Source organism: Rhizobacter sp., assembly GCA_021153565.1.
Lineage (GTDB): Bacteria > Pseudomonadota > Gammaproteobacteria > Burkholderiales > Burkholderiaceae_C > Albitalea.
Map to the genome: position 1 here is coordinate 1 of JAJKJU010000237.1, position 19997 is coordinate 19997.

12 protein-coding genes and 2 pseudogenes are annotated in these 19997 nt (G+C 61.9%); 6 read left to right on the plus strand and 8 right to left on the minus strand.

The window, feature by feature from the left end:
- Positions 1-176: 176 nt before the first annotated feature.
- Together AC30NL_RS15240 and AC30NL_RS15245 are read right to left on the minus strand one after the other, a co-directional pair.
- The gene (locus AC30NL_RS15240; RefSeq protein ID WP_489464851.1) at positions 177-1001 is read right to left on the minus strand and encodes a sulfite exporter TauE/SafE family protein; all 825 of its coding nucleotides are present in this window, start codon (positions 999-1001) and stop codon (positions 177-179) included.
- 10 nt (positions 1002-1011) lie between these two features.
- Positions 1012-2310 (minus strand): NAD(P)/FAD-dependent oxidoreductase, encoded by a 1299-nt coding sequence (locus tag AC30NL_RS15245; protein ID WP_489464852.1) that lies wholly within the window; start codon positions 2308-2310, stop codon positions 1012-1014.
- Between the two features lie 410 nt (positions 2311-2720).
- On the opposite strand from AC30NL_RS15245, the gene AC30NL_RS15250 reads away from it, so the two are divergent.
- Both AC30NL_RS15250 and AC30NL_RS15255 read left to right on the plus strand, forming a co-directional pair.
- A complete protein-coding gene (locus AC30NL_RS15250) occupies positions 2721-4049 on the plus strand; it encodes a sigma-54 interaction domain-containing protein (RefSeq protein ID WP_489464862.1) in 1329 nt (442 codons plus the stop codon).
- Positions 4050-4640: 591 nt separating this feature from the next.
- Positions 4641-6983: a winged helix-turn-helix domain-containing protein gene (locus AC30NL_RS15255; protein WP_489464853.1), complete on the plus strand. Its 2343-nt coding sequence runs from the start codon at positions 4641-4643 to the stop codon at positions 6981-6983.
- 44 nt (positions 6984-7027) lie between these two features.
- Here the strand turns inward: AC30NL_RS15255 and AC30NL_RS15260 are convergent, their stop codons facing one another.
- Positions 7028-7180 (minus strand): hypothetical protein, encoded by a 153-nt coding sequence (locus tag AC30NL_RS15260; protein WP_489464854.1) that lies wholly within the window; start codon positions 7178-7180, stop codon positions 7028-7030.
- Between AC30NL_RS15260 and AC30NL_RS15265 the strand changes: the two genes are divergently transcribed.
- Together AC30NL_RS15265 and AC30NL_RS15270 are read left to right on the plus strand one after the other, a co-directional pair.
- The gene (locus AC30NL_RS15265) at positions 7179-9485 is read left to right on the plus strand and encodes a winged helix-turn-helix domain-containing protein (protein ID WP_489464855.1); all 2307 of its coding nucleotides are present in this window, start codon (positions 7179-7181) and stop codon (positions 9483-9485) included. The genes AC30NL_RS15260 and AC30NL_RS15265 overlap by 2 nt on opposite strands.
- Before the next feature lie 688 nt (positions 9486-10173).
- Positions 10174-10638 carry a CZB domain-containing protein gene (locus AC30NL_RS15270; RefSeq protein WP_489464856.1) on the plus strand — a complete coding sequence of 155 codons (465 nt, stop codon included), beginning with the start codon at positions 10174-10176 and terminating at the stop codon, positions 10636-10638.
- A gap of 134 nt (positions 10639-10772) precedes the next feature.
- Here AC30NL_RS15270 and AC30NL_RS15275 read toward each other — a convergent pair whose 3' ends face one another.
- Entirely contained in the window at positions 10773-11984 is a 1212-nt protein-coding gene (locus tag AC30NL_RS15275) for an AfsA-related hotdog domain-containing protein (RefSeq protein ID WP_489464857.1), read from the minus strand.
- 700 nt (positions 11985-12684) lie between these two features.
- Here AC30NL_RS15275 and AC30NL_RS15280 point away from each other — a divergent pair.
- Together AC30NL_RS15280 and AC30NL_RS15285 are read left to right on the plus strand one after the other, a co-directional pair.
- Positions 12685-13377 (plus strand): type III secretion system chaperone, encoded by a 693-nt coding sequence (locus tag AC30NL_RS15280; protein ID WP_489464858.1) that lies wholly within the window; start codon positions 12685-12687, stop codon positions 13375-13377.
- Between the two features lie 2205 nt (positions 13378-15582).
- Positions 15583-16695, plus strand: coding sequence for a hypothetical protein (locus AC30NL_RS15285; RefSeq protein ID WP_489464859.1), 1113 nt, complete (start codon positions 15583-15585; stop codon positions 16693-16695).
- Positions 16696-16878: 183 nt separating this feature from the next.
- Here AC30NL_RS15285 and AC30NL_RS15290 read toward each other — a convergent pair.
- The 4 genes and pseudogenes from AC30NL_RS15290 to AC30NL_RS15305 all read right to left on the minus strand — a co-directional run.
- A pseudogene (locus AC30NL_RS15290) lies at positions 16879-17313 on the minus strand (ATP-binding protein); the annotation flags it as partial.
- 945 nt (positions 17314-18258) lie between these two features.
- Positions 18259-18474 (minus strand): hypothetical protein, encoded by a 216-nt coding sequence (locus tag AC30NL_RS15295; protein WP_489464860.1) that lies wholly within the window; start codon positions 18472-18474, stop codon positions 18259-18261.
- Positions 18475-18655: 181 nt separating this feature from the next.
- A complete protein-coding gene (locus AC30NL_RS15300; protein WP_489464861.1) occupies positions 18656-19357 on the minus strand; it encodes a YopJ family acetyltransferase in 702 nt (233 codons plus the stop codon).
- Between the two features lie 191 nt (positions 19358-19548).
- Positions 19549-19992 (minus strand): annotated as a pseudogene (locus tag AC30NL_RS15305) (YopJ family acetyltransferase); the annotation flags it as partial.
- Between the last annotated feature and the right edge of the window lie 5 nt (positions 19993-19997).

Sequence of the window (19997 nt, forward strand, 5' to 3'; positions counted from 1 at the left end):
TATTTCGAGCGTGTCCGAGCAGCACGCCAAAAGGCACCTGATCTAGGCGCAAAGCGCAGCCATAGCGGGCTATGGCGAGCATTTGCAACGACGAGCAGGGGACTTTTGGCGTGATGAGCGGGCATGATCGAAATACTCTCAGCCTCTCAGGACAACCCACGGCTTCGGTGAAAAGCTCATAAGCGGGCGAGCCATCCCAAACCCTTGAACAACATCAGCAGCGACACGGCGCAACTTGTCAGGGCGAATATCTGCTGGAGCCGCACGCCTGCGACACGCGCCGCGATGCGCCGCCCGATGAGCAGCGCGGCGACTGAGCCAGCCGCGAACGGCAACGCAACATTCCATTCGATCGATCGCTGCATCGCTGCCGCGCCCACCCCGCTGACAGATACCAGCGCGATCACGGCCAGCGAGGTGGCCAGGATGCTCCGTGGTGCCAGGTTCGTGAACCGCGTGAGCGCGGGCACGATGACGAACCCACCGCCGACGCCGAGCAGCCCGCTGAGCAGGCCGGAGGCGACGCCCGTGGCCGCGAGGAGGCGGGCACAGGGCAGCGTCCACAACAAGCGCCCTTCCTGCGGGTTGACGACGCAAGGCCAATGAGCGTGCTTCGACGCATCCGCTGGCGTCGCAGTCTGCATGGAGCGCAGCAGCATTCTCAGCGCCACATAGGCGAGCACGACGGCGAAACCGACAGTCAATGGGCCGTTGGGCAGATTGCGCGCGAGGCGCAGGCCCAGCGGAGCGAGCGCCATGCCTGTGATGCCGATCAACGCGGCAGCGCGGTAGCGGACGATTCCTTCACGCAGCCCCAGGATCGCTCCGAAACCCGACGCGAGGCCGACAGCGATGAGACCGACTGGCGCCGCCTGAGCAATCGGCAGGTGCAAGCCGAGCACGAGCAACGGAACGGCGAGGATGCCGCCTCCAGCACCGGTCAAGGCGAGGATCAGGCCGACGACCGCACCGAGCCCCAGGACCTCGAGACTCATTGGCATCTCGGCCAGCTCACGGAGCCACCTCAGGCTGCGCCTGCCATTCGCGCCCCTTGAGCATGGCCTTCCAATACAGCGGCGCAAGGATGTGCTGCTTGAGATACCAGGCTGCACGCGAAGGCCGGGTGCCATCGATGAGCCATTTGGGAAATGTTGGCGCGACCTTGCCGCCGTAGAGGAACTCCGCGAGGACGATCTTGCCCCGCTCCACCGTGAGCGGGCAGGCCCCATAGCCGTCATAGCGTGCCTCGCCCGTTGTTCGGCCTAGCCAGGCCAGAACGTTGTGCGCCACCACCGGAGCCTGCTTGCGGACCGCGGCGGCCGTCTTCGCATTCGGCGTGTTGCCGACGTCGCCGAGCGCGAAGACGTTCGGGAAGCGCTTGTGGCGCAGCGTGGCCGGCTCGACATCGACCCAGCCGGAGGCATCCGCCAAGGGGCTGGCGCGAACGAAGTCCGGCGCCTTCTGTGGCGGCACGACGTGGAGCAGATCAAACTCGCGCGTGACGATGATGTCCTCGCCGCCGGGGCCGGACTTGCGGAACGTCGCCAGGCGGGCTGGTCCGTCGACAGCCACCAGCGTCTCGCCGAAGTTCAGTCCGATGCCGTACGCCTGCACGTATTCCATCAGGGCCGGCACGTAGTCCTGAACGCCGAAGAGCACGGCACCGGCGTTGCAGAACTGGATGTCGACTTCCTTGAGCACACGTTGGCGCCGCCAATGGTCCGCCGAGAGATACATCGCCTTTTGCGGCGCGCCGGCGCACTTGATTGGCATCGGTGGCTGGGTGAAAACAGCGCGACCGCCGCGAAGCCGCTGTACGAGTTCCCAGGTGTACGGCGCAAGGTCGTAGCGATAGTTTGACGTGACACCGTTGCGGCCCAGCGTCTCGGCCAACCCCGAGATCGCCTGCCAGTCCAGCTTCAGACCGGGGCACACGACGAGTTGGCGGTACTTCACCGCACGGCCGCCGTCGAGAATCACTGCGTTTCGATCGGGGTCGAAGGCGGCGACCGCGGACTTGATCCATTGCACGCCGGGCGGCAGGACCGACGCGATGGTGCGAGCGGTGGCCCCAGGCTCGAACACACCCGCTCCGACCATCGTCCACCCAGGCTGGTAATAGTGGGTGTCGGCCGGGTCAATCACGGCAATGTCCAGACCGGGACTTCGAGCAAGCAGGCTCGCGGACACTGCGATCCCGGCCGCGCCTCCGCCAACGATCACGATCTGGTGGGAAGCTTCGGCGCGCATGTCGCCCGAGGAATGCCGTGGCAACACCGAGGGTGCTGGCGTAGAGCGATGAGTGTTCATTGAATTGTTGGCTTGTAGTGGTTGATAAATCAAAGAACGTCTTGACTCATGAGGACGACCTGACCGCAGAGGTGACAGGGTCGCACAGGCCTTCGACCTGCAGGGAGCCGCGGTGGATGTCGCTCAAGATCGCATCTTGGGCCATGTCCTTAATTCAAGACTCATGCCAATGTCCAAGACATGGGAGGGACAGACGCATGTCATTGACATACAAAAACTTTTCTCGCTACCAGCCGCAGCCAATGCTTTCGCGACAAGGGACACCCTCCCTCGATGGCAGCGCCATGGCAGCAAAATGGCAGTCTTTTGGCAGTGCCCGCCACAGTCGGCAGAATCACGGGCTTCGCGCCGTCCGGCGCGCCTCCCGAAACCAGGACATGGCCGCCTCCCCCGTCACACGTGCAAGCCTCATGACGACCCCGGTCGACATGACGTCGACTCCGCAGGTGCAGTCCTTGATCTCCTATCTGGAACACGATGCGGCACCCATGATCGTGCTCGATCCGCAGTACCGCATCCTCGCTGCGAACACGGCATACCAGCGCCAATTCGGAACCGATGGCAAGCCGTATCTGGGCCACAAGTGCTTTCGCGTCTCGCATCACTACGACGTTCCGTGCGACCAGGCCGGTGAACATTGCCCGATGAAGCGAGCCACGGAACTCAAGGCACCCGACCGCGTGCTGCACATCCATCACACGCCGCGGGGCCCCGAACACGTCGACGTGGAACTGCGCCCCATATTCGATGAACGGCGCGAAATCGTCGCTTACGTCGAACGCCTCGCGACCGTGCGCCATGCTTCGGTGAGGCCCAGTGCCGAGGGCCTGGTGGGCCGGTCGGCCACATTCATCGCCGCGCTTGAAGCTGTGCAACGTGTCGCGCCATCGACGCTGCCCGTGCTGCTGCTCGGCGAATCGGGCACAGGCAAAGAGCTGTTCGCGCGCGCCGTGCACGAAACGAGCAACCGCGCGAGCCGGCCATTCGTGGTGGTGGATTGCTCGGGTCTCACTGAAACGCTGTTCGAGAGCGAATTGTTCGGTTATGAACGGGGAGCCTTCACGGGGGCGCACACGCGCAAGATCGGCCTCGTCGAGACGGCCCAGGGCGGCACCCTGTTTCTGGACGAGATGGGCGATGTGTCACTTGCGCTGCAAGTGAAGCTGCTGCGGCTGATCGAGTCTGGAACTTTTCGACGCGTGGGAAGCGTCGAGACACAGAAGGCCGACATCAGGCTCGTGGCTGCCACTCACAAGCCCTTGCAGGACATGGTCGCCGACAGGCTCTTTCGCCAGGACCTTTACTACCGAATTGCGGCGTTTCCGATCCACCTGCCACCGCTGCGCGAGCGCCTGGACGACATTCCGACGCTCGTCGACTCCATCCTCCGGCGCGGCGGCTGCGGCAAGCACCCCGTCTCAGTCAGGCCCGAGGCCTTGGTCAAACTCCAGGCATATGACTGGCCCGGCAACATCCGCGAGTTGCGCAACGTGCTGGAGCGCGCACGGCTCTTCGCAGACAACGGCGTGGTACGCCCCGAACATCTTCCTGACCACATCATCGAGAAACGACCGTCGCATCGGCCACCACCCGCGGGACAGCCCGGCCCGACAGCGTCGGTTGGGGATGATGAACTACGCCGGATGGCTCACACGACGACACTCACGCGCCAAGCGCTGGCCCAGCGCCTGGGCATCAGCGAGCGAACGCTCTACCGGCGATTGAAATCTCTCGAATAGACATCGATCAAACGGCCGAACTTCGCGCCGCCACCAAGTGCAAGATTCACTTTTGCATTGCCATAACAGGATCGGGGACGAAGGCATGCGTGCCCTCGCCGACAACACCCTGGATGGGGAGCCGTTTAAGGCTCGCAGTGAACATGGGTGTCTCGCACGAATAGTTGATTTGTTGAGCCAATCAACAGCTTGATTGCTGCTCGCCGAATCGGTCAACGCGGAACACCCTTGCGACAAAGAACTATGGCACGCGCAGGAGGCCTTTCTTTCAGGCATCGCCATCACGAAGAACGTTCACGGAATGATTCCTTGGGTGGCTGCGCCTTGCCTGTGAAGGTCAGTCAATCGCTGGCTTTCGTGACTGTTCTTGACTGGGCTACCCTTGACGAGATGGGGCATCTCCCCTGTAACAAGGGCGAAATCCACGTAACGCGTCCGTTTTGCCACAGCCACACACTCAATCGTGATTTCTGACTTGTTTACTTCTGTAAACATCAGTTCTGATCAATACTAGAATCAAATCGTCATACCTGCCCGGGCACCCCAGCCTTGGGATGACACCCCGCACCCCAGAGAGGTAGAGGTCTGAACGTGGTCCAGGAAATCATCCGGTTTGGCTCCTGTGAGGTTCGAATCGCCTCCCGCGAGATCTTTGTCGATGGCGAATTGCGTGTGCTTGAACCCAAGCCATTCGATTTGCTGGCCTATCTGATCCAGCACCGGCACCGCACAGTGTCGCGGGACGACTTGCTGGAGAAGTTGTGGCCCGACGAAACCGTCACGCCGAGCGTCGTCGCCCGCGCCATCATGAAGGCACGGCAGGCGATCGGGGACAATGGGACCCGGCCACGATTCATCCGCACCCTGCACCGGCACGGCTATCAATTCACCGGAGACCTTGTCACCATTCAAGTGAATGCCAGCGCAGCGTCACCGCGATTGCCTGCATCGAATGCTTCTCCGACGGCACCTGAGCCCGTCACTCTTGCGGTGCTGCCGTTCCAGAACAACACGGGCAGCGCTGATCTGGGCTGGGTGGAACTGGGACTCATGTCAATGGTGACGCAAGCGCTTGGCGCGGATCCAAGCATCACTTTGCCGCCGGTTGCCAAGCTGCTTCAGGCGCATTCCATCATCGATCGGGATGTGCCCCGACAGGCAAAGCAGACGCACCTGAGCCAGGTTCTGGGCGTGCGTCACATTGTCGAAGTGAGTGTCGGCGGCAATGAGAACGCGTACTGGTTCGACTACACCATCTTTCCGTCGCAGGCCTGCGAGCGGCTCATTGCATCCGACTTGACGACGCTTGCTGAGCGCCTCGCCGAGGCGATCAGGGGCTCCGTCAAAGGCACCGTGGCAGGCGGGCTCGCACGCAGCGAGCCGGTCGACGATCCGCTCGTCCATCAGGTGATGGTGCGCGCCTTGCAGGCGCTTGCGAGGCAGCATTGGTGCAAAGCGGTCAACCTGTTGAGTGTGGCTCTGGACATCACAGCGAACGATCTTCCGGTGCGTGTGGCATTGCTTGAGGCCTTGGCTGGTCAAGGGCACGAGGATGCCTTGCCTATGGGCTGGGGCCTTCTGGAACTTGCGGGGAGCAATGGCGACACGGACCTCGCCATCACAGTGCACTTGGCGCTGGGCCGCGCACTTCTCGAGCGCCATGACGACACCACGAGCGAAGACCACATGAGGCGAGCTCTTGAGCTCGCCGCCGTTCTTGGCAGGGCGCAAGAGCAATTCACGGCGCGCGTCCTTTTATCCACCTTGGCTCTGCGCAGGCGCGAGTTCGACGTCGCCGAAGCGCTGCACACCGAACTCGACTGCGCTTCGCCAAGGCGCCTGACCGATGCCCTGAACCACAAAAGCAACATCGCCGTGCTCGCGACAAGAAGAGGGGATGTCGTGCAAGGCATGCAGCTTGGACGCAAGATCGTTGCCCAAACCAGGCAGCACCGCCTGGACCAGCTGTTCATTAACGCTTCGCTGGACCTTGCTCGATCTTGCTTCGAACTGGGCCTCGTGCATGAGGCCACAGAACACGCCGAAGCAGCACTCTCTGTGGCAATTGAGTGTGCAGAGCATGCCAGGACCGCAAAACTGGCGGAGTTCCTGTGCCTGGTGTACCGCTGCCTGCGCGAACCGTCCAGGTGCGTCGATGTGCTGGCACTGGTCGATGTGATGCTCGATACACGTCCCACCGTCCGCGCCTCGATGCTGGCGGCACGGGCACATCACGAAGCCGCCTGCGGCGCCTACAAGGTGGCCGCACGGCTGATGCGTGAATCGATGGATCTTCGGCTACGCCACGATTACTCGGCCTGCATCCGGCACACGGCACAGTGGCTGGTGTTCACGCTCGCACAAGCGGACGAGCATGACGCCGCACAAACAGCATGCGTGGACTTCCGGGCTCTTCCCCTTCCGGGCATGGACCGACAGTCCCAAGTACTTTTGGAGCTTTGCTGCAGGGTATCCCTGGACCTCAAGGAAGCACCGCCCAAGTTGGACGCTGACTTCAGCGCCGTTGTCGACTCCGCACCCGTGGGGTTCTGGCGAGCTTGCGCAACGATGAACATCGCATGGCTGGCCATTGAAAGAGAGCAACTGGGAACTGCGGAACAGCTGCTCCAGCGCCTGGGGCCATGGCTCAGCGAATTGCCGATGGGCAGGGAGCTGGATGCAAGGTACAAGTTCGCCAAGGACATGAATGCGCAGGCGGCGGGGACGCACCGGCGCCTCGCCCGAAGCGTCGATTCATTGCCTGCCTACCTGGAGCAGGTGGGGTCGATGCAAGAGAAATTGGTTCACGCCCGCGCCTCTCGCCCGTTCAACTCTTCACCGCTTCGCGATGAACCCGCAGGGGCCGCCGCCCTTCCCCCGCCTGCATTCACCGTCTACAAGCCTGAAGCCGGTGCCTGCGAACGCGCAACATAGTCGCTGAACAGGCCTTCGATGTGTGCTCGAGATCTCCCAGCGCTTCAAGACTCGGCATGGCAATGGCGGCGATGACGGAGCATTGCGATGCCCCTCGATATATAGGCCGGCGCGACATCGGTGGCCCCCGCGGCCCTGTAGTACTGGCGGCTCGTCAGCGCATCGGACACCTTGGCTCCCGCCACGGATAGGAACATGGCAATACCAAACGCACAATCGGCACCCAGCGACGGTATCGTCGTCAGGTTCGCGGAGTTCGAACTCGATGCGGGGACGCGGGTGCTTCGGCACGTCAACGACGTCAAACCGATGGAGCCACTTCCATTCGACCTTCTTCTCTACCTCATCAAGCATCGCCAGCGGGTTGTGACGAAGGAGGAACTTGCCAAGGTCATTTGGGCGCGCGATTTTGTCTCCTCAGCCTGCGTCGCGCGGGCTGTCATGAAAGTGCGTCACTCCATTGAAGACTCGGCGAGCGAGGGCTTTATCCGAACCGTCCCGCGCGTCGGCTACCAGTTCGTCGCCGACGTGAAGGAAACGCAGTCGCAACCAGCTGCAGGATCTTCTGCTACAGCGCCGTCAGCAGCCACCGGGACCAAAGGCCCGATGGTCGCTGTGCTCCCGTTCACGAATTCAGTCGGCGACCCGCGACTGGACTGGATCAGGCTCGGCCTCATGTCGGTGCTGACAGGTCATCTCGCGGCAACCCATCGGGTGTCGGTCGCACCGACGGAGACGGTTTTGAGCTCGCCCCCCCCAGAAAAGCCCACTGCGCCGCGCAACGAGGTGGTCAGCGCACTGTGCGCCACGAACGGATGGACGCATGCAGTCGAAGTGGACGTCACCCGCTCCTCCGCCGGCTTTGTCGCGACGATCACTTTGCATGCGAAGGGCGAGCAACACACCCGCAAGGTCACTGATGCCGCGCTGGAAGCCCTGCCGCGCGCGATCACGCAGGAGGTCGTGGGCATCATCACCGGCGAGCGCATACCTACCCTGCTGTCCCACCATGACGACCCGCTCGCGACTCAAGTCCTTTCGCGTGCGATGCAGGCATTGATGAACCGACAATGGCGAGCCGCGGCGAACTTGTTCAAAGTCGTTCTCGACATGGAGCCGCACAACTTCCGGGTCCAGATTGAATACCTGCACGCGCTTGCATCTCTGAACGATCCAGCCTGCGCGGCCCTCGGGCAGCGCCTGCTCGACATTGCCGAGTCGACCGGCGACCATGAAAGCTGTGCCGCCGTCCGGCGCGCGCTCGGAAAGATGCACCTGAAGCAGGGCAAGGTCGCGATCGGCCGAAGCCACCTCGACAAGGCCTTCGCGCTGTCGAGCCAAGGCACTCATCAGGGCGACACGCTCGAGACCCTCGAGCTCCTCTTCACTGCGTCCCTTTCGCAGAATGATTTCGCCGAGGCCGAATCGTATGCACAGAAGGTGCGCGCCCTCAGCGAGACCTCCAAGTGCCAGAACGCCGCAGTCTCGTACGCAAACCTCTGCGCCATGCTTGCGGATAGAAGAGAGGAATACTCCCATTCGCTCGAACACTCGCGCGAAATGCATCGCCTCGCAAAACAGGAGCAGGTCGATTCTTCGCGCGCATCCCGAGACTGGTACACAGCAGCGAGCGCGAGTGTCCATTTGGGCCTTCTCAAGGAGGCCGCAGCAAACTTGCAAGGGCGGCTCGACCAAGCAATCGCGGATCGGCACTGGCATCGAGCCAGCCGCATTGCTGCCATGCACGCGTGCATTTCACTTGAGCAACGCTTGCCAAGCCGGGTCGAGACTGCCATCGAACTCATCACGTCGAGGGCCGATCCGCTGGCTTTGTGCCGCCCTTCCATCTGGACCGCACACGGCTACCTCTGCCTGGCGAACAGGCGGTTCGCGGAGGCCGCGGAACATCTTGGCCGGGCAATCGAGCAATGGCGCCGCGATGGCATCGCGCACGATGAGCACACCATCTTTCCCTGGTACGTCATCTCGCTCATTCAGGCGGGCTTGAAGGACAGGGTCGACGAGGAGCTGGCCACGTCGCGCGGCATCGCTTATCGGCGCGACATGCTGCTTCAGAACGGGGTCATGTATTGCGATGCGATGAACCAGCATTCACAGGGAAAGGTCGAGACCGCGGTGGCGACGCTCGATTACATCGTCAAGAAGTCCAAGCCGCGCATCTTCAAGGCTTGGGCTTGCCTGGATCTCGCATGGCTGCATGCCGAGGCAGGAAGGCGGACCCTCGCCCAGCAAACGCTCAGGGACCTCGGCCCCTGGCAGCACACGCATCCATTCGCCCCCGCCGTTCGTGCGCGCATTGCGTTCGCGGCAGGCGACTTCGCAGACGCATTGGCGTGCCACGACCAGTACTTCGCGGAAATCGAATCCGACCAGGAATCGGCCTACATGTATGAATTGCGTGATGCATACGCAAGAGCCGCGTCTGGCCACGTCGCCGAAGTCCGCCTGCGCAATGCTCCTGTATTGCCGAGCCGGGCTTGACAACGGTATGGGCGGCTGACACGGGAGTCCGACCTTGTCACAAACGGGCGCAGCCACTCTCGATTCGCGGATCGCTCGCAAGCGAATCACTCATCCGTCATATGGAAGTCATGACTTGAAACCCATGCCGGTGGATTCTTGATTCATGGTTGCCACAGGTAGTAACTCAAGTACGCCGTCCTATCGGATCTGCCGCATGCCGGATGTTCCCCTGGACATGGATACGATGAAAGTCCGCAAGGCACTCACAGCCATGTCGATTTGCGCCGTGAGCACCAGCTGGCTCATGTCGGTGGCCGGCCTGTCCCGCAGGCAGCTCGCCGAGCTCTTGCGAACGCTCGAACAGCAAATGGTTCTTCTCGGTCCCTTCGATTGCAGCCAACCCGCCATGCAAGTGCCGCCGCAGCAAAAGCATCAGCATTGGTCCACCTGGAAAGAAGTTCGCGATTTTCTCAAGCGGCAAGTGTCTCTTGAAGGTTGGTGTACGAGCCGCTTGATGCGCGGGACGTCGACGATGCGCGATCGATCAAGGTTCTTCCACTCATCGTCCTTTGTCGATCAGTACACCTCTCCTTGGGTCGAAAGCGATGCCGCTTCACTGCCGACGTGCACGCACCGACCCAACCCATGAGGCGCTGAAAGCATGTTTCAAACCATTCGCAAGTTCTTCGCGGACCCTGATCGACATGTGCTGCGCGACGAGATGACTCGGGCGGTGAATGACGGTCTCGACCTTCCCGCCGCGATTGCCGCACACGAACAATGGACGCGGCGCCTGGACGCCTTTTTGCGCGGCGATTCCACCGAAGATCTGCGGCCGGAGACCGTCTGCTTCGACGACCGCTGCGAGCTTGGAAAGTGGATCCATGGTCCCGGCCGGGCGAGGCTTGGACATTTGCCGCTGTTCACCTCACTGCTCGAGGATCATCGGCAGTTCCACTTTGACGCCGCAAAGGTGGTGACTTTGACCCGCTCCCGCCTGACGGATGAAGCGGCCCGGACAATGGCAGGCCCCTACCGGAAACACGCTGAACGCGTCACTGGCGCGCTGCAGGAATTGATCGACGTCACCAGCGGCTCGACGCGTAGTTCCGGCGAATTTCATCGGTCACGAAAATTACTTGAACGAGGTCGCGCTCCGAAAGCGGCCTGAGAGGCTGAGCTTGGAGATTCTTCGCCACACGGCTGCGCCGCCATGCGGGAGCCGCTCGGCACAACGTTTGAGTGTGGTGAATCTTGGCCGAGACCGCGCCCCTGGGTCCGGCCAAGCGAAGCGACGCTACCGCTTCACACCACTTCGCGGCGCATGTTCAGGAAGGTGAAATTCTTGATCGTCTCGCGAAGGCGCTTTTCGCACAGAGTCTGGATCTCGATAATCTTGAACCCCGCAACATTGCGCCCCTCCCGGACTTCCTTCCAAAGCAGCTCTACCTTGGCACCGATGAGGCCGATGGTGTCGACGAACATCAGGAAGTCGAACTGGGCGTTGAGTTCAAGCGAGGGGTCGTGATCGAAGCTGGCGTTGATGCCACCGGCCGAGATGTCGTTGAGCGTTCCCTCCAGCCGCTTGCCGCCAGCCGACACGAAAGCCGCCGTCTTGGCGATGTTCTTCACCGGCAGGAAACGGTTGCACGATGCCAACGGCTTGACGTTGCGCATGCGCTTGAACAGCTCGGTCTTGATGACGTTAGCTCGCAAGGTCGCTACCGCCGCCAGCTTGTTCGACTGATAGAAGGAAGCGATGCTTGCCGCCTTCTCGCCGGAGCTACGCGACTCGGCAGCTGATCTCACCTCTTCCACGCGGATGCGCACAGGGTAGTTGGGGTTAATGAAGTTGTGGAAGTCCACGTGCAGGGATTCGATCGTGAAAGCCGCTTGCGAGCGAGTCCAGTGGCTGAAGTGGTGATAGTGGGCATACATCGCCTGGCGAGCCGCCTCGATCAGCATGATTCCTGGGACATGCTCCTGGTGCCGGCGGAAGTAGATCGAGTTAGTCGTGTCGATCACCAGATTGACATACATGGAACGAGGGCGGCTGAACGAAGGCAGCCTGTCGAAAATGTTCGAGATTGCGACCCGGTCTTTGTCCTTCAGGTGGTCTGGCCGCTCCACGAAGGCTTGCATGAGCTGCACCTCGTCGATTTCGTCAACGGCGTCAGCGTGCAGAACCAGTGCGCTGCCCGTGTCGGTGTAGTACCTCGCCAACAGCGAGGAGTCGACCGCAGCCCGGCCGCACATCCATGATTTATCCAGGCAAGTCGGCAGGCTGCGCAAATACAAGCGGCCTGACTGCAGACTGCTGGCTGCAGCCGCACCGGGCCGATAGAAGCGGCGCAGTTCGGCACGATCGATATCGTCAAGCTCTGGGTTATCCAGCAGCTTCTCGTCGAAGGATGCGGGAATCGGAACGCGTTCATTGCATACGAGGACGTCCTCTTCGAACTCCTTATGTACCGTGTACGGCGAAATCTGTTGTATTTCGGGGGCGCCGATGAACATTGAGCCTCTTGACTTGGTCTTGGAGAAGAATGCCTGCGGCCGGAAAAACTCCTAGCCTCAGGGACTGCGAGAACGTGACCTGCCTACAACTGCTGGGCAGCCGCCCCCCAACAAAAGGGGTCCACTGCCTTAGCAATATCCGTGCTGCGCTATTCCGAATAGCTTGTGGCAAGTCGGAAGACCGGGCCACGGACGACAAGCCGCGCTCGATTGAACCTTAAATCTTGGGCCGCCGCTACCAGCGTTTCCCCATGGTTCAGATGCATAACCAACTGCTAGGGGGCTGCAAACGAGTCGCAGAAAAGGGCGGTATTCGCCGCACCAACAAGGCGTTTTCGCCCGGCTGCTCACGGCTTCGCGTCCCAGTACGCCCGACTTGAGATCTATCGGTATCTTCGAGGTATCTGAAGAACTGCAGGGAACCAAATAGATGAATCAAGGACACGTTACGTCCCAACGAGGGGCCATCGATGCGCCGCCACAGATTCCTATCGGCGATCGGGGAGAGTGGCTGCGTGATGCTGCGCTAGCAGTTGGCGTTTCGGAGCATGTGGCGGACGAGTTTTCACGGTCCGGCTGCATGCAGCTGGGCGACATCGGATTGCTGGCGTACCCTTTGCTCCAACCCGAAGGCCCGTGGGCCGTCGTGGCACACATGCCTCGGCCGACTGCAGTGAGCGAGTCAGCTTGGATGTCCGCATTGCTGGCGGCCAATACGCACATCACGCTCATCAAGGATGCAGCGTTCGCGTTGGACAAGGAGGGTAACGGGGTTCTCGTGCTGCGCATTCCAATGGAGCATGCCGATGATCCTTTGCTGTTTTCGACCGATCTGCTCGGCGTTCTGACGGCATCTCTCACTTTGCGAGAGATGACGCAAGCCGCCCCGTCATCTGTTGGCGTCGAACAGGCGTCCTCGTCTGTGCAAGAGCCGGAAATCGATTTCGACGTTGCTGCCGCCCTTGCTGTGCCGGCCTCGATCACGGATTTGGTGTGTGAGGCGCGCGCATTTCTGGGGCTGGAGAAGGTTTCCGCCCTGAGCAGCGAAGGGGTTGATCAGCTGCGGATCAAGGACCGGGACGTCAGCATCGCGTGCGACTTGGCTGCACAGGTGCTCGTCATGTCAGCCGATCTTGGAGCAGATGCCCTGGGAACCGCGGATCGATGCCGCGCTGCCTTGCTCTCGAACTCGGAACTGATGCTGTTCATGGGTCTCAGCGTGGCCGCAGCTGGAGGCGACTGCCAATTGCATGGACGCTTCCGTGTAGCGGGTACGAGTGGCAGCTTTCTGGCCCATTGGCTCGAGGGCTTCGCTGCGGTAGCAACCTCCCTCCGGGCAGATTACCAGGCCGAAGCTTCGGCCCAAGAGAAACCAAAAGTTACCACCTCCTGAGGCAAACGGATCATGAATTTCATCAACAACATCAAAGATAGGTTCTGCATCACGGCGTCACGGGTCCTCGAGGGTGACCAAGACGTGCGCCCCCCCCGACCTTCCACCCCTGGTGCCCCCGGTGGTCTTGCTTCGCTCCGCTCGCGAACCCCTTCCACTGGCAGAGAAACCATTGCTCCGCGCGGGACGACATCACCTTTCGTGCTGAATCAAGAAATTCAAGCAGAAGCTTCCACGTCAGCCTCTGGTGCGCCGGATCAAACGAAGAAGAGAGGGCTCAAGCAAAAGGTCAGGAGCATATTCAGGCGCGGGCATCATTCGAACTCCGAGGCGCCCAAGTCCAGCGAGCTCGATGAGGGCGAGAAGTTCAAGGCCGATTGGCTTAAGCAGGCTCGCGCCGAGAACCAGCCGACTTTGGAGTCCAGAAAGCGCGCCGAGAACGGGGAGACTGTGGTCACACGGCACCTGGACGAATGGCTCAGGAGGCCCGTCGACGAACTTCAGCAGGAGGCACTGTTCGCCCCAGTTGAACGGCCGCGCCTGCTACCCGCAAGCTCCGGCGACGCGGGAGCGAGCACATCGGGTGCAGCTCCGCAGGTGACCTCCGAGCAGACAACGCCCGAGCAACTGACGCCAGAGGGGGTGGACGGCACGGCTGCAGGGCAGCATCCCGAGGCGTCGGCCATCGCCCCCCAGCGGACGGAGTCGCTGGGGCGTGAACTAGGACCACAGGCAGAACCGCTCGCGCCGCAAAGCAGCGAAGCGCTTGCGACCGCCCCCGTTCTGACCGTTCCGGACGAACCTGCCAGCGCTGCCACGGAAGACGCGTCGGGGAGTGAGTCCTCTGATGTGCCAATCCGGGATGAAGAGCCACCCCACCCCGCACCTCCGCAGGCAGCGGATCGCGAATCCGACGCGACGCAAAGCACTGAAGCGCTGGTGACCGCCCCCGCCGCTCGGACCGATCCGGACGAACCTGCCAGCGCTGCCACGGAAGGCGCGTCGGGGAGTGAGTCATCTGATGTGCCACTCCGGGATGCAGAGCTACCCCACCCCGCACCTTCGCAGGCAGCGGCTCGCGAACCCGCCTCGACGCAAAGCAACGACGAGCTTGCGATCGTTACCGTCGATTACCCCTATCCGGACGAACGTGCCGGCGCTGCCATGGAACACGCGCCGGGGAGTGAGTCCCCTGATGTGCCATTCCGGGATGAAGAGCCACCCCAACCCGCACCTTCGCAGCCAGCGGCTCGCGAATCCGCCTCGGCAGATCTGCGTAGAGTCACGTGGGTAGACCAGATCGACGTAGAAGCGCCCGCGGCAAGAGGCCAGCGGATCCAGACATCGACGCAAACCGCGTCTTCGGTAGAGTCTGAGACTCCACCGTCAGTCTCGGCTCCTCGGCCTGAAGGCACGCCCCTACGCGGGATCGACGCGATCTGGGCGGCCGGTCGGCGCGACCTCGTGCGAGCGGCGCGCCCGCTCCCGCCCATTGAAGCCTACGTAACCCGTCGTCTTCTCCGGCCCCAAGAACCGACCAGCGTCCTAACGCCCCCGGCAAGCGAATCGAACCAGGATCAGGCATCGACGTCGACCATGCCTTCAGGGGCACGCGATCGCATCAACCCGCCGCCGATCGTCCCTCCTTCGGATGAACTTGGTCGTCTCGACGGGTCGAATGGCATCGACATTCCTGACGACATCCTGATTCGGAACGTCACTCCTTCGGGTGATCCTGTTCGTCCCGAGGTGTTGCATCCCGAGTTGTTGCCGCATGTCATCGACATTCCTGAGTCGCGCCAAGGGACCGCAGGCTCGGACGGCGTGGAAGCGAGCACGTCGGGCACTTCTCCTGAAGCCCCGCAGGGGCCCTCCGAGCAGCCAACGGCCGAGCAAGTGACGCCAGAGGAGAGTCTGCCAATTGCTTCTTCCACCGCAGACGTCGACCCCGCGGTGACTGAGTCGCCGGGGAGTGGACCGCAGCAGATGTGGGAGCTACCCCCAGTTTTGTTTGGGCTAGGGCGAAGGCGGAGAAGGCCCGCGGGGACTGAGCCGACGGGGAGTGGACCGCAGCCGGAGGAGCGCCAGCCGCACTATTTGACATTCCTGAATAGGATCTCACTAGAGCGAACGACACTGACTAACGTGCTCCGTGGGTCTGGCGCCCTCGCAGGCCATGCCTTGCACCAGTTGGTCGGCACGGGCATGGCGACCTATGCGCGAGAGGCCCTTGCGATCGCAATCACCATGTCCTTGCGGAACCAGCCAGGACTCGCATTAGGGTTGCACACCAGCACATCCATTCTGAACTATGCCCACGAAAGAATGCGCCTTCGCCAGTTGGCACGCAACCCCGACGAAGCCGCGCGCGGCTTCCATGCAGCGACACCGCAAGAGTGGGCAGAGACCCCCGCCGAGCTGCAGCAAGCCATGCGCGAGCGGCAGCAATTCCATGCCAAAGCCGTGTTCGCCATGCATATGTTCGGGGAAGCCGTCAGTCTGGGCTTTACTATCGCTGGCTTCCGCACCGGCAATGGCATCCAGGCGGCAAACGCGTTCGCTCAGAGCGTCAAGAACTCGGCCTATGCGATCCTTCGAGACTCGCTGCAGGCGAGCTTCAGCATGGTGGGGTTCCACGACGATCCTGACTCCCGCGGCAACACGGACTCGCAATTGAGCATTACCTCTGGCCGCTTTGGCATCACACAGGTCGCGTCCAACTATCTTGGCAATACGCTGATGGAACAATTGGCACCTGGCATTGCCCCCGCGGGGGGTTACATCATGGGCGTTCCCGCCGAGAGCCAGGCGATGACAAATGCTCTTTCCAATCCACTCAATGACTTTTCATTGCTGGTCAGTGCCGCGTCCAAAGTTGCCTTAGTTCGAGCAATCAACAACTGGTGGGCGGAAGTATTTGACTGGTACCAGTTGACGCGCGCCGAAGCGGTGGCAGCGGGTACCTATCAGGAGTGGAATCCGCGATTGACAGGCGCAAACCCACTCTATGAAGAACGCGACTATGCACGGTGGCGTGATCATTCAGCAACCCGGGCGGCGGGTTTGAAGGCCGCTACTGCTTTGGCGTCCCTCTTTAACCTGATACCTCACAAAGGTTTACGAGACTTGTTCGGGAACGTGGGAGTTCCTCTGTTCATCGCATTGACCTACAAGACGATCGGCCAGGATTGGCAGGCCGCGGGTGCGGTTCGCAGCACAGTGCGGGCGGAAGCACGAGAAGCACGACGAGAAGCACGACGAGCGGCACAAGAAGCACAAGCACAATCTCGGCGCTTGACCATTACTGAGCTCACCTGAACCTGACCCACAGAGTGCGCAGTTGATCGTGTGAACGATGCTCGTACGGCGGGTCGGCAAGCCGGGCGGAAGGACGCTCGTCGCCGCGTGGCGCTACGCCGCGATGGGGCCCCTGGAAGGGGGCTCACTGAGAGGCTGAGAGTATTTCGAACGGTCCGAGCAGCACGTCAAAAGGCGCCTGATCTACGCGCAAAGCGCAGCCATAGCTTGGCTATGGCGAGCATTTGCAACGACGAGCAGAGGGCTTTTGGCGTGATGAGCGGGCATGATCGAAAAAACTCTCAGCCTTTGAGCCTCGGGCGCGGGCGTTCGACCGCGTTTGGGTCGCGGTGAGGGGACGGGTGCCGCTGACGCATCGCCGGCGGTGCTTGCGCGCAGGGACGGTCCGTCGATGCGGATGGTGATGCAGTGGTGCTGCAGACGATCGAGCAGCGCATCTACCAGCGGCTTGTTGTCGAACAGCGCATACCACGCGGGGTAGTCAAGCTTCGTGGTGATGATCGTGCTGACGCGTCCGTAGCGCTGATCCATCAGGCGGAAGAAGGCGTTGACCTGTTCGCTCTTCAAGTTGAGGTCGCCGAGCTCGTCGATGCACAGCGGCTGCGTGCGGCTGCGTGCGGCTGCGTGCGGCTGCGTGCGGCTGCGTGCGGCTGCGTGCGGCTGAGCGCCGTGAGGATTTGGCCCGGAATAGGTTCCCGTTTAGGGGGCGCTGGGCGGGATGCGATGCAAGGCGCTCCGAGCGCCGTGTGGCGAGCCACACAAGTGAGGAGCAACGCCGCAGCACGCCCGCCCAGCACCCCCAAAACGGTAAGTTGTTTCGGGCCATGTTCTTAGTTGCCCCATCAGAGACCCACCCGGATTGACAACCCTGCCGTCACAACCCTTCTACTAGTCGTGAATGATCCAATGCGTGGCCGCCCCGGTGGGGTAAAACGTTTTTCTCTGTTTCCCCGTGCAGTTAACACCCGGATAAACATCCACTCGGTACCTCTTGAGCGAATCAACCCGCACCCCGGTCCACTGCCCACCCGGTATGTTGTGGGGCCAAGGAGCCCGATCGTCGTCGTGTATCGTGGCACACCAATAGCGGGTCTTATTTTCCACCTTGACTACATGGATACGCTTGACTCCCACATCGCCGGATGCCGAATATTTGGGGCCGAATATTTCTTGGACTCCAACTGCATACGCAGGGGCGACGAAGCCGGCGGCAGCCAACAGGAGCACAACTGCAGTCGCGGATTTGAAGGATTTCATGCGCTAGGTCCTCACAACGTCAAAATTAAATGGGACTCCCGGGTTCCATGACGATCCCCGGATGATGGTTCCCTGCGATACAGGCCAGGTACAGTACTTAACGCAATAGAACCGGACACCCGGACATTCGTAGAGGAGAACCTCCCACGGTTTGGTTCACTCTCCGCCGCGCCGCTCGATGTCGCGCGCCAATGCGGTGCTCGCCGACTCGAGGCTTTCAGTCTCTTGAGCCGGGCGTGTCCTGCCCGAAGTGTCTGCCCCTCAGGGGCTCCCTCAGGGGCCGCGGGCGATTGCATCAGCGATCGATTACCAGCGCTGTCCGATCCATGGCCCTCCCGCTTCGGACGTACTGCCAACACGGCAACCGGAGCCTCGGCCTATCGACTGAATGCGCAGCTGCTCGGCCAGACATGCGGTAAGAACCATCCATGCCACCGTATAGGCGATGGCAGGCGTGAAGCCTTGCCGCGCTCGCTGGTAGCCGGCGAAGACGGTGACCGGCATGGTCAGCAGGATCAGCACGTTCAGGTACTTGGTATCGGCTACGCGTCAGAGTTCTCGCGACTTTTGTCGCAGACAACTCTGGGGTCACCACCGGATCAGGCCGCTTCCAGACCGATCGCCAACCGTCGACCCAACACGCTGATAGCCTGCGCAATACGCGGCAGCTTTGAGCCGTAGTGCGGGCATGATCGAAATACTCTCAGCCTCTCAGTAAGCGGCGCCACTGGATCAAGCTTTCCGTCGCCTCCTGGTGGAGCTTGGCGGGATCCTCCCAGGCCGGAACGTCGTACCAACATTTCTCGGTGCCGGTGCCAGTGGCGCCGGGCTGGGATCGCTGCGGGCTCAACGGCGCAGGCTGGTCGTACAAGTCCTTCAGAGTGGTACGCCGAAGCGGGCCTTCGGTGGCCGCTGTCGCGCTGTCGTGAAGCGCGCTCGCGTTTGCCGGCGGCGATTGACCGAGCACGTCCTGCAAGGTGCGCTGCGGCGGCCCCGACTCAACGACCTCCTGATCATCCGTGCTCTCACCGCCGTCGGTGACCGCCAGTTCGGGCCCCATGGACGGGAGTGGCTCGATGGCCTGGGCCAGTTTGTGGTCCAAAGCGTTGAGCACGTGAGCCTTGGCGCGCGCGATCTCCTGCATGCGGAAACCCTCGATCGAGGCGCTGTAGCTTTGCACTGTCTCGGGGGACTGTCGCTTCACGCGGAAGTCCTCGACGCGTTGCGCCAGCGGACCGGGTGGCTTGCCCGCCTCGTCCGGCGTGTCCGCGGCACCGGCTTGCTCAGCGACCACTTTATCGACCCTACCCGCTTCCGTCTTGGAATGCGTGTGTTTGTAGAACGCCGGCGGCAACACGTCGGCACCCACTGCGAAATTGATGCCTCGCAGATACTCCTTCGCCACCTCCGGTCCAACCCACGGCCGCCGCGTATGACCCGTTCGAAGTCGACATCCTGGGTCAACCGTCCGGTCTCGCGCAGGTTGTTGTGCATGTCGTCCAGCACCGCCTGATGCTCGTGGGACTTGAGCGCGAAGTTCAGCGCGAACATGACGCAGTCGAAGTTGCCTCCGCCCAGAAAGCCGCTTTCCAGGAAGACGATCGAGGGCGGCTGGCCAGGCTCGGTTCTCACGTCGGCCATCACATGATGAACGCCCGATAGAAGACCCGGGCCCTGGAACTGCATGGGAACGATGGCACGAAAGTGCCCCGCGGTCGGATTGGCCGCCGCTTCGACGAAGGACTCCACGTCCGTGAATGTCTGCAGGTTGAGTCCCGGGTGCCGCGCGTTCTCTGTCCTGGCCAGCATGGGCAGGTTGACCATGTCCAGATAGGTCATCTCGTGGTCGGGCTGAACGTTCTTGCGCAGCAGTGCGGATGCGGTCTCGGCATAGTGGTTCAGCTTGGCGTCGGGTGTTTTACCCATGGCCTCGGCACGTTCGATCGCCTGTATTCGTGAACCTGCGCCTTCACCTGCGGCACGTCGAACACCTGGTGGCGCAGCGGCTCGTCGGCCAGTATCTCCATGGCAGCTCCGCATTCGCA

Excerpts from the sequence above, each read along its gene's own strand:
- AC30NL_RS15240 (WP_489464851.1), bottom strand. The coding sequence starts at position 1,001 with ATGCCAATGAGTCTCGAGGTCCTGGGGCTCGGTGCGGTCGTCGGCCTG.
- AC30NL_RS15245 (WP_489464852.1), bottom strand. The coding sequence starts at position 2,310 with ATGAACACTCATCGCTCTACGCCAGCACCCTCGGTGTTGCCACGGCAT.
- AC30NL_RS15250 (WP_489464862.1), top strand. The coding sequence starts at position 2,721 with ATGACGACCCCGGTCGACATGACGTCGACTCCGCAGGTGCAGTCCTTG.
- AC30NL_RS15265 (WP_489464855.1), top strand. The coding sequence starts at position 7,179 with ATGGCAATACCAAACGCACAATCGGCACCCAGCGACGGTATCGTCGTC.
- AC30NL_RS15260 (WP_489464854.1), bottom strand. The coding sequence starts at position 7,180 with ATGTTCCTATCCGTGGCGGGAGCCAAGGTGTCCGATGCGCTGACGAGC.
- AC30NL_RS15275 (WP_489464857.1), bottom strand. The coding sequence starts at position 11,984 with ATGTTCATCGGCGCCCCCGAAATACAACAGATTTCGCCGTACACGGTA.
- AC30NL_RS15285 (WP_489464859.1), top strand. The coding sequence starts at position 15,583 with ATGGCGACCTATGCGCGAGAGGCCCTTGCGATCGCAATCACCATGTCC.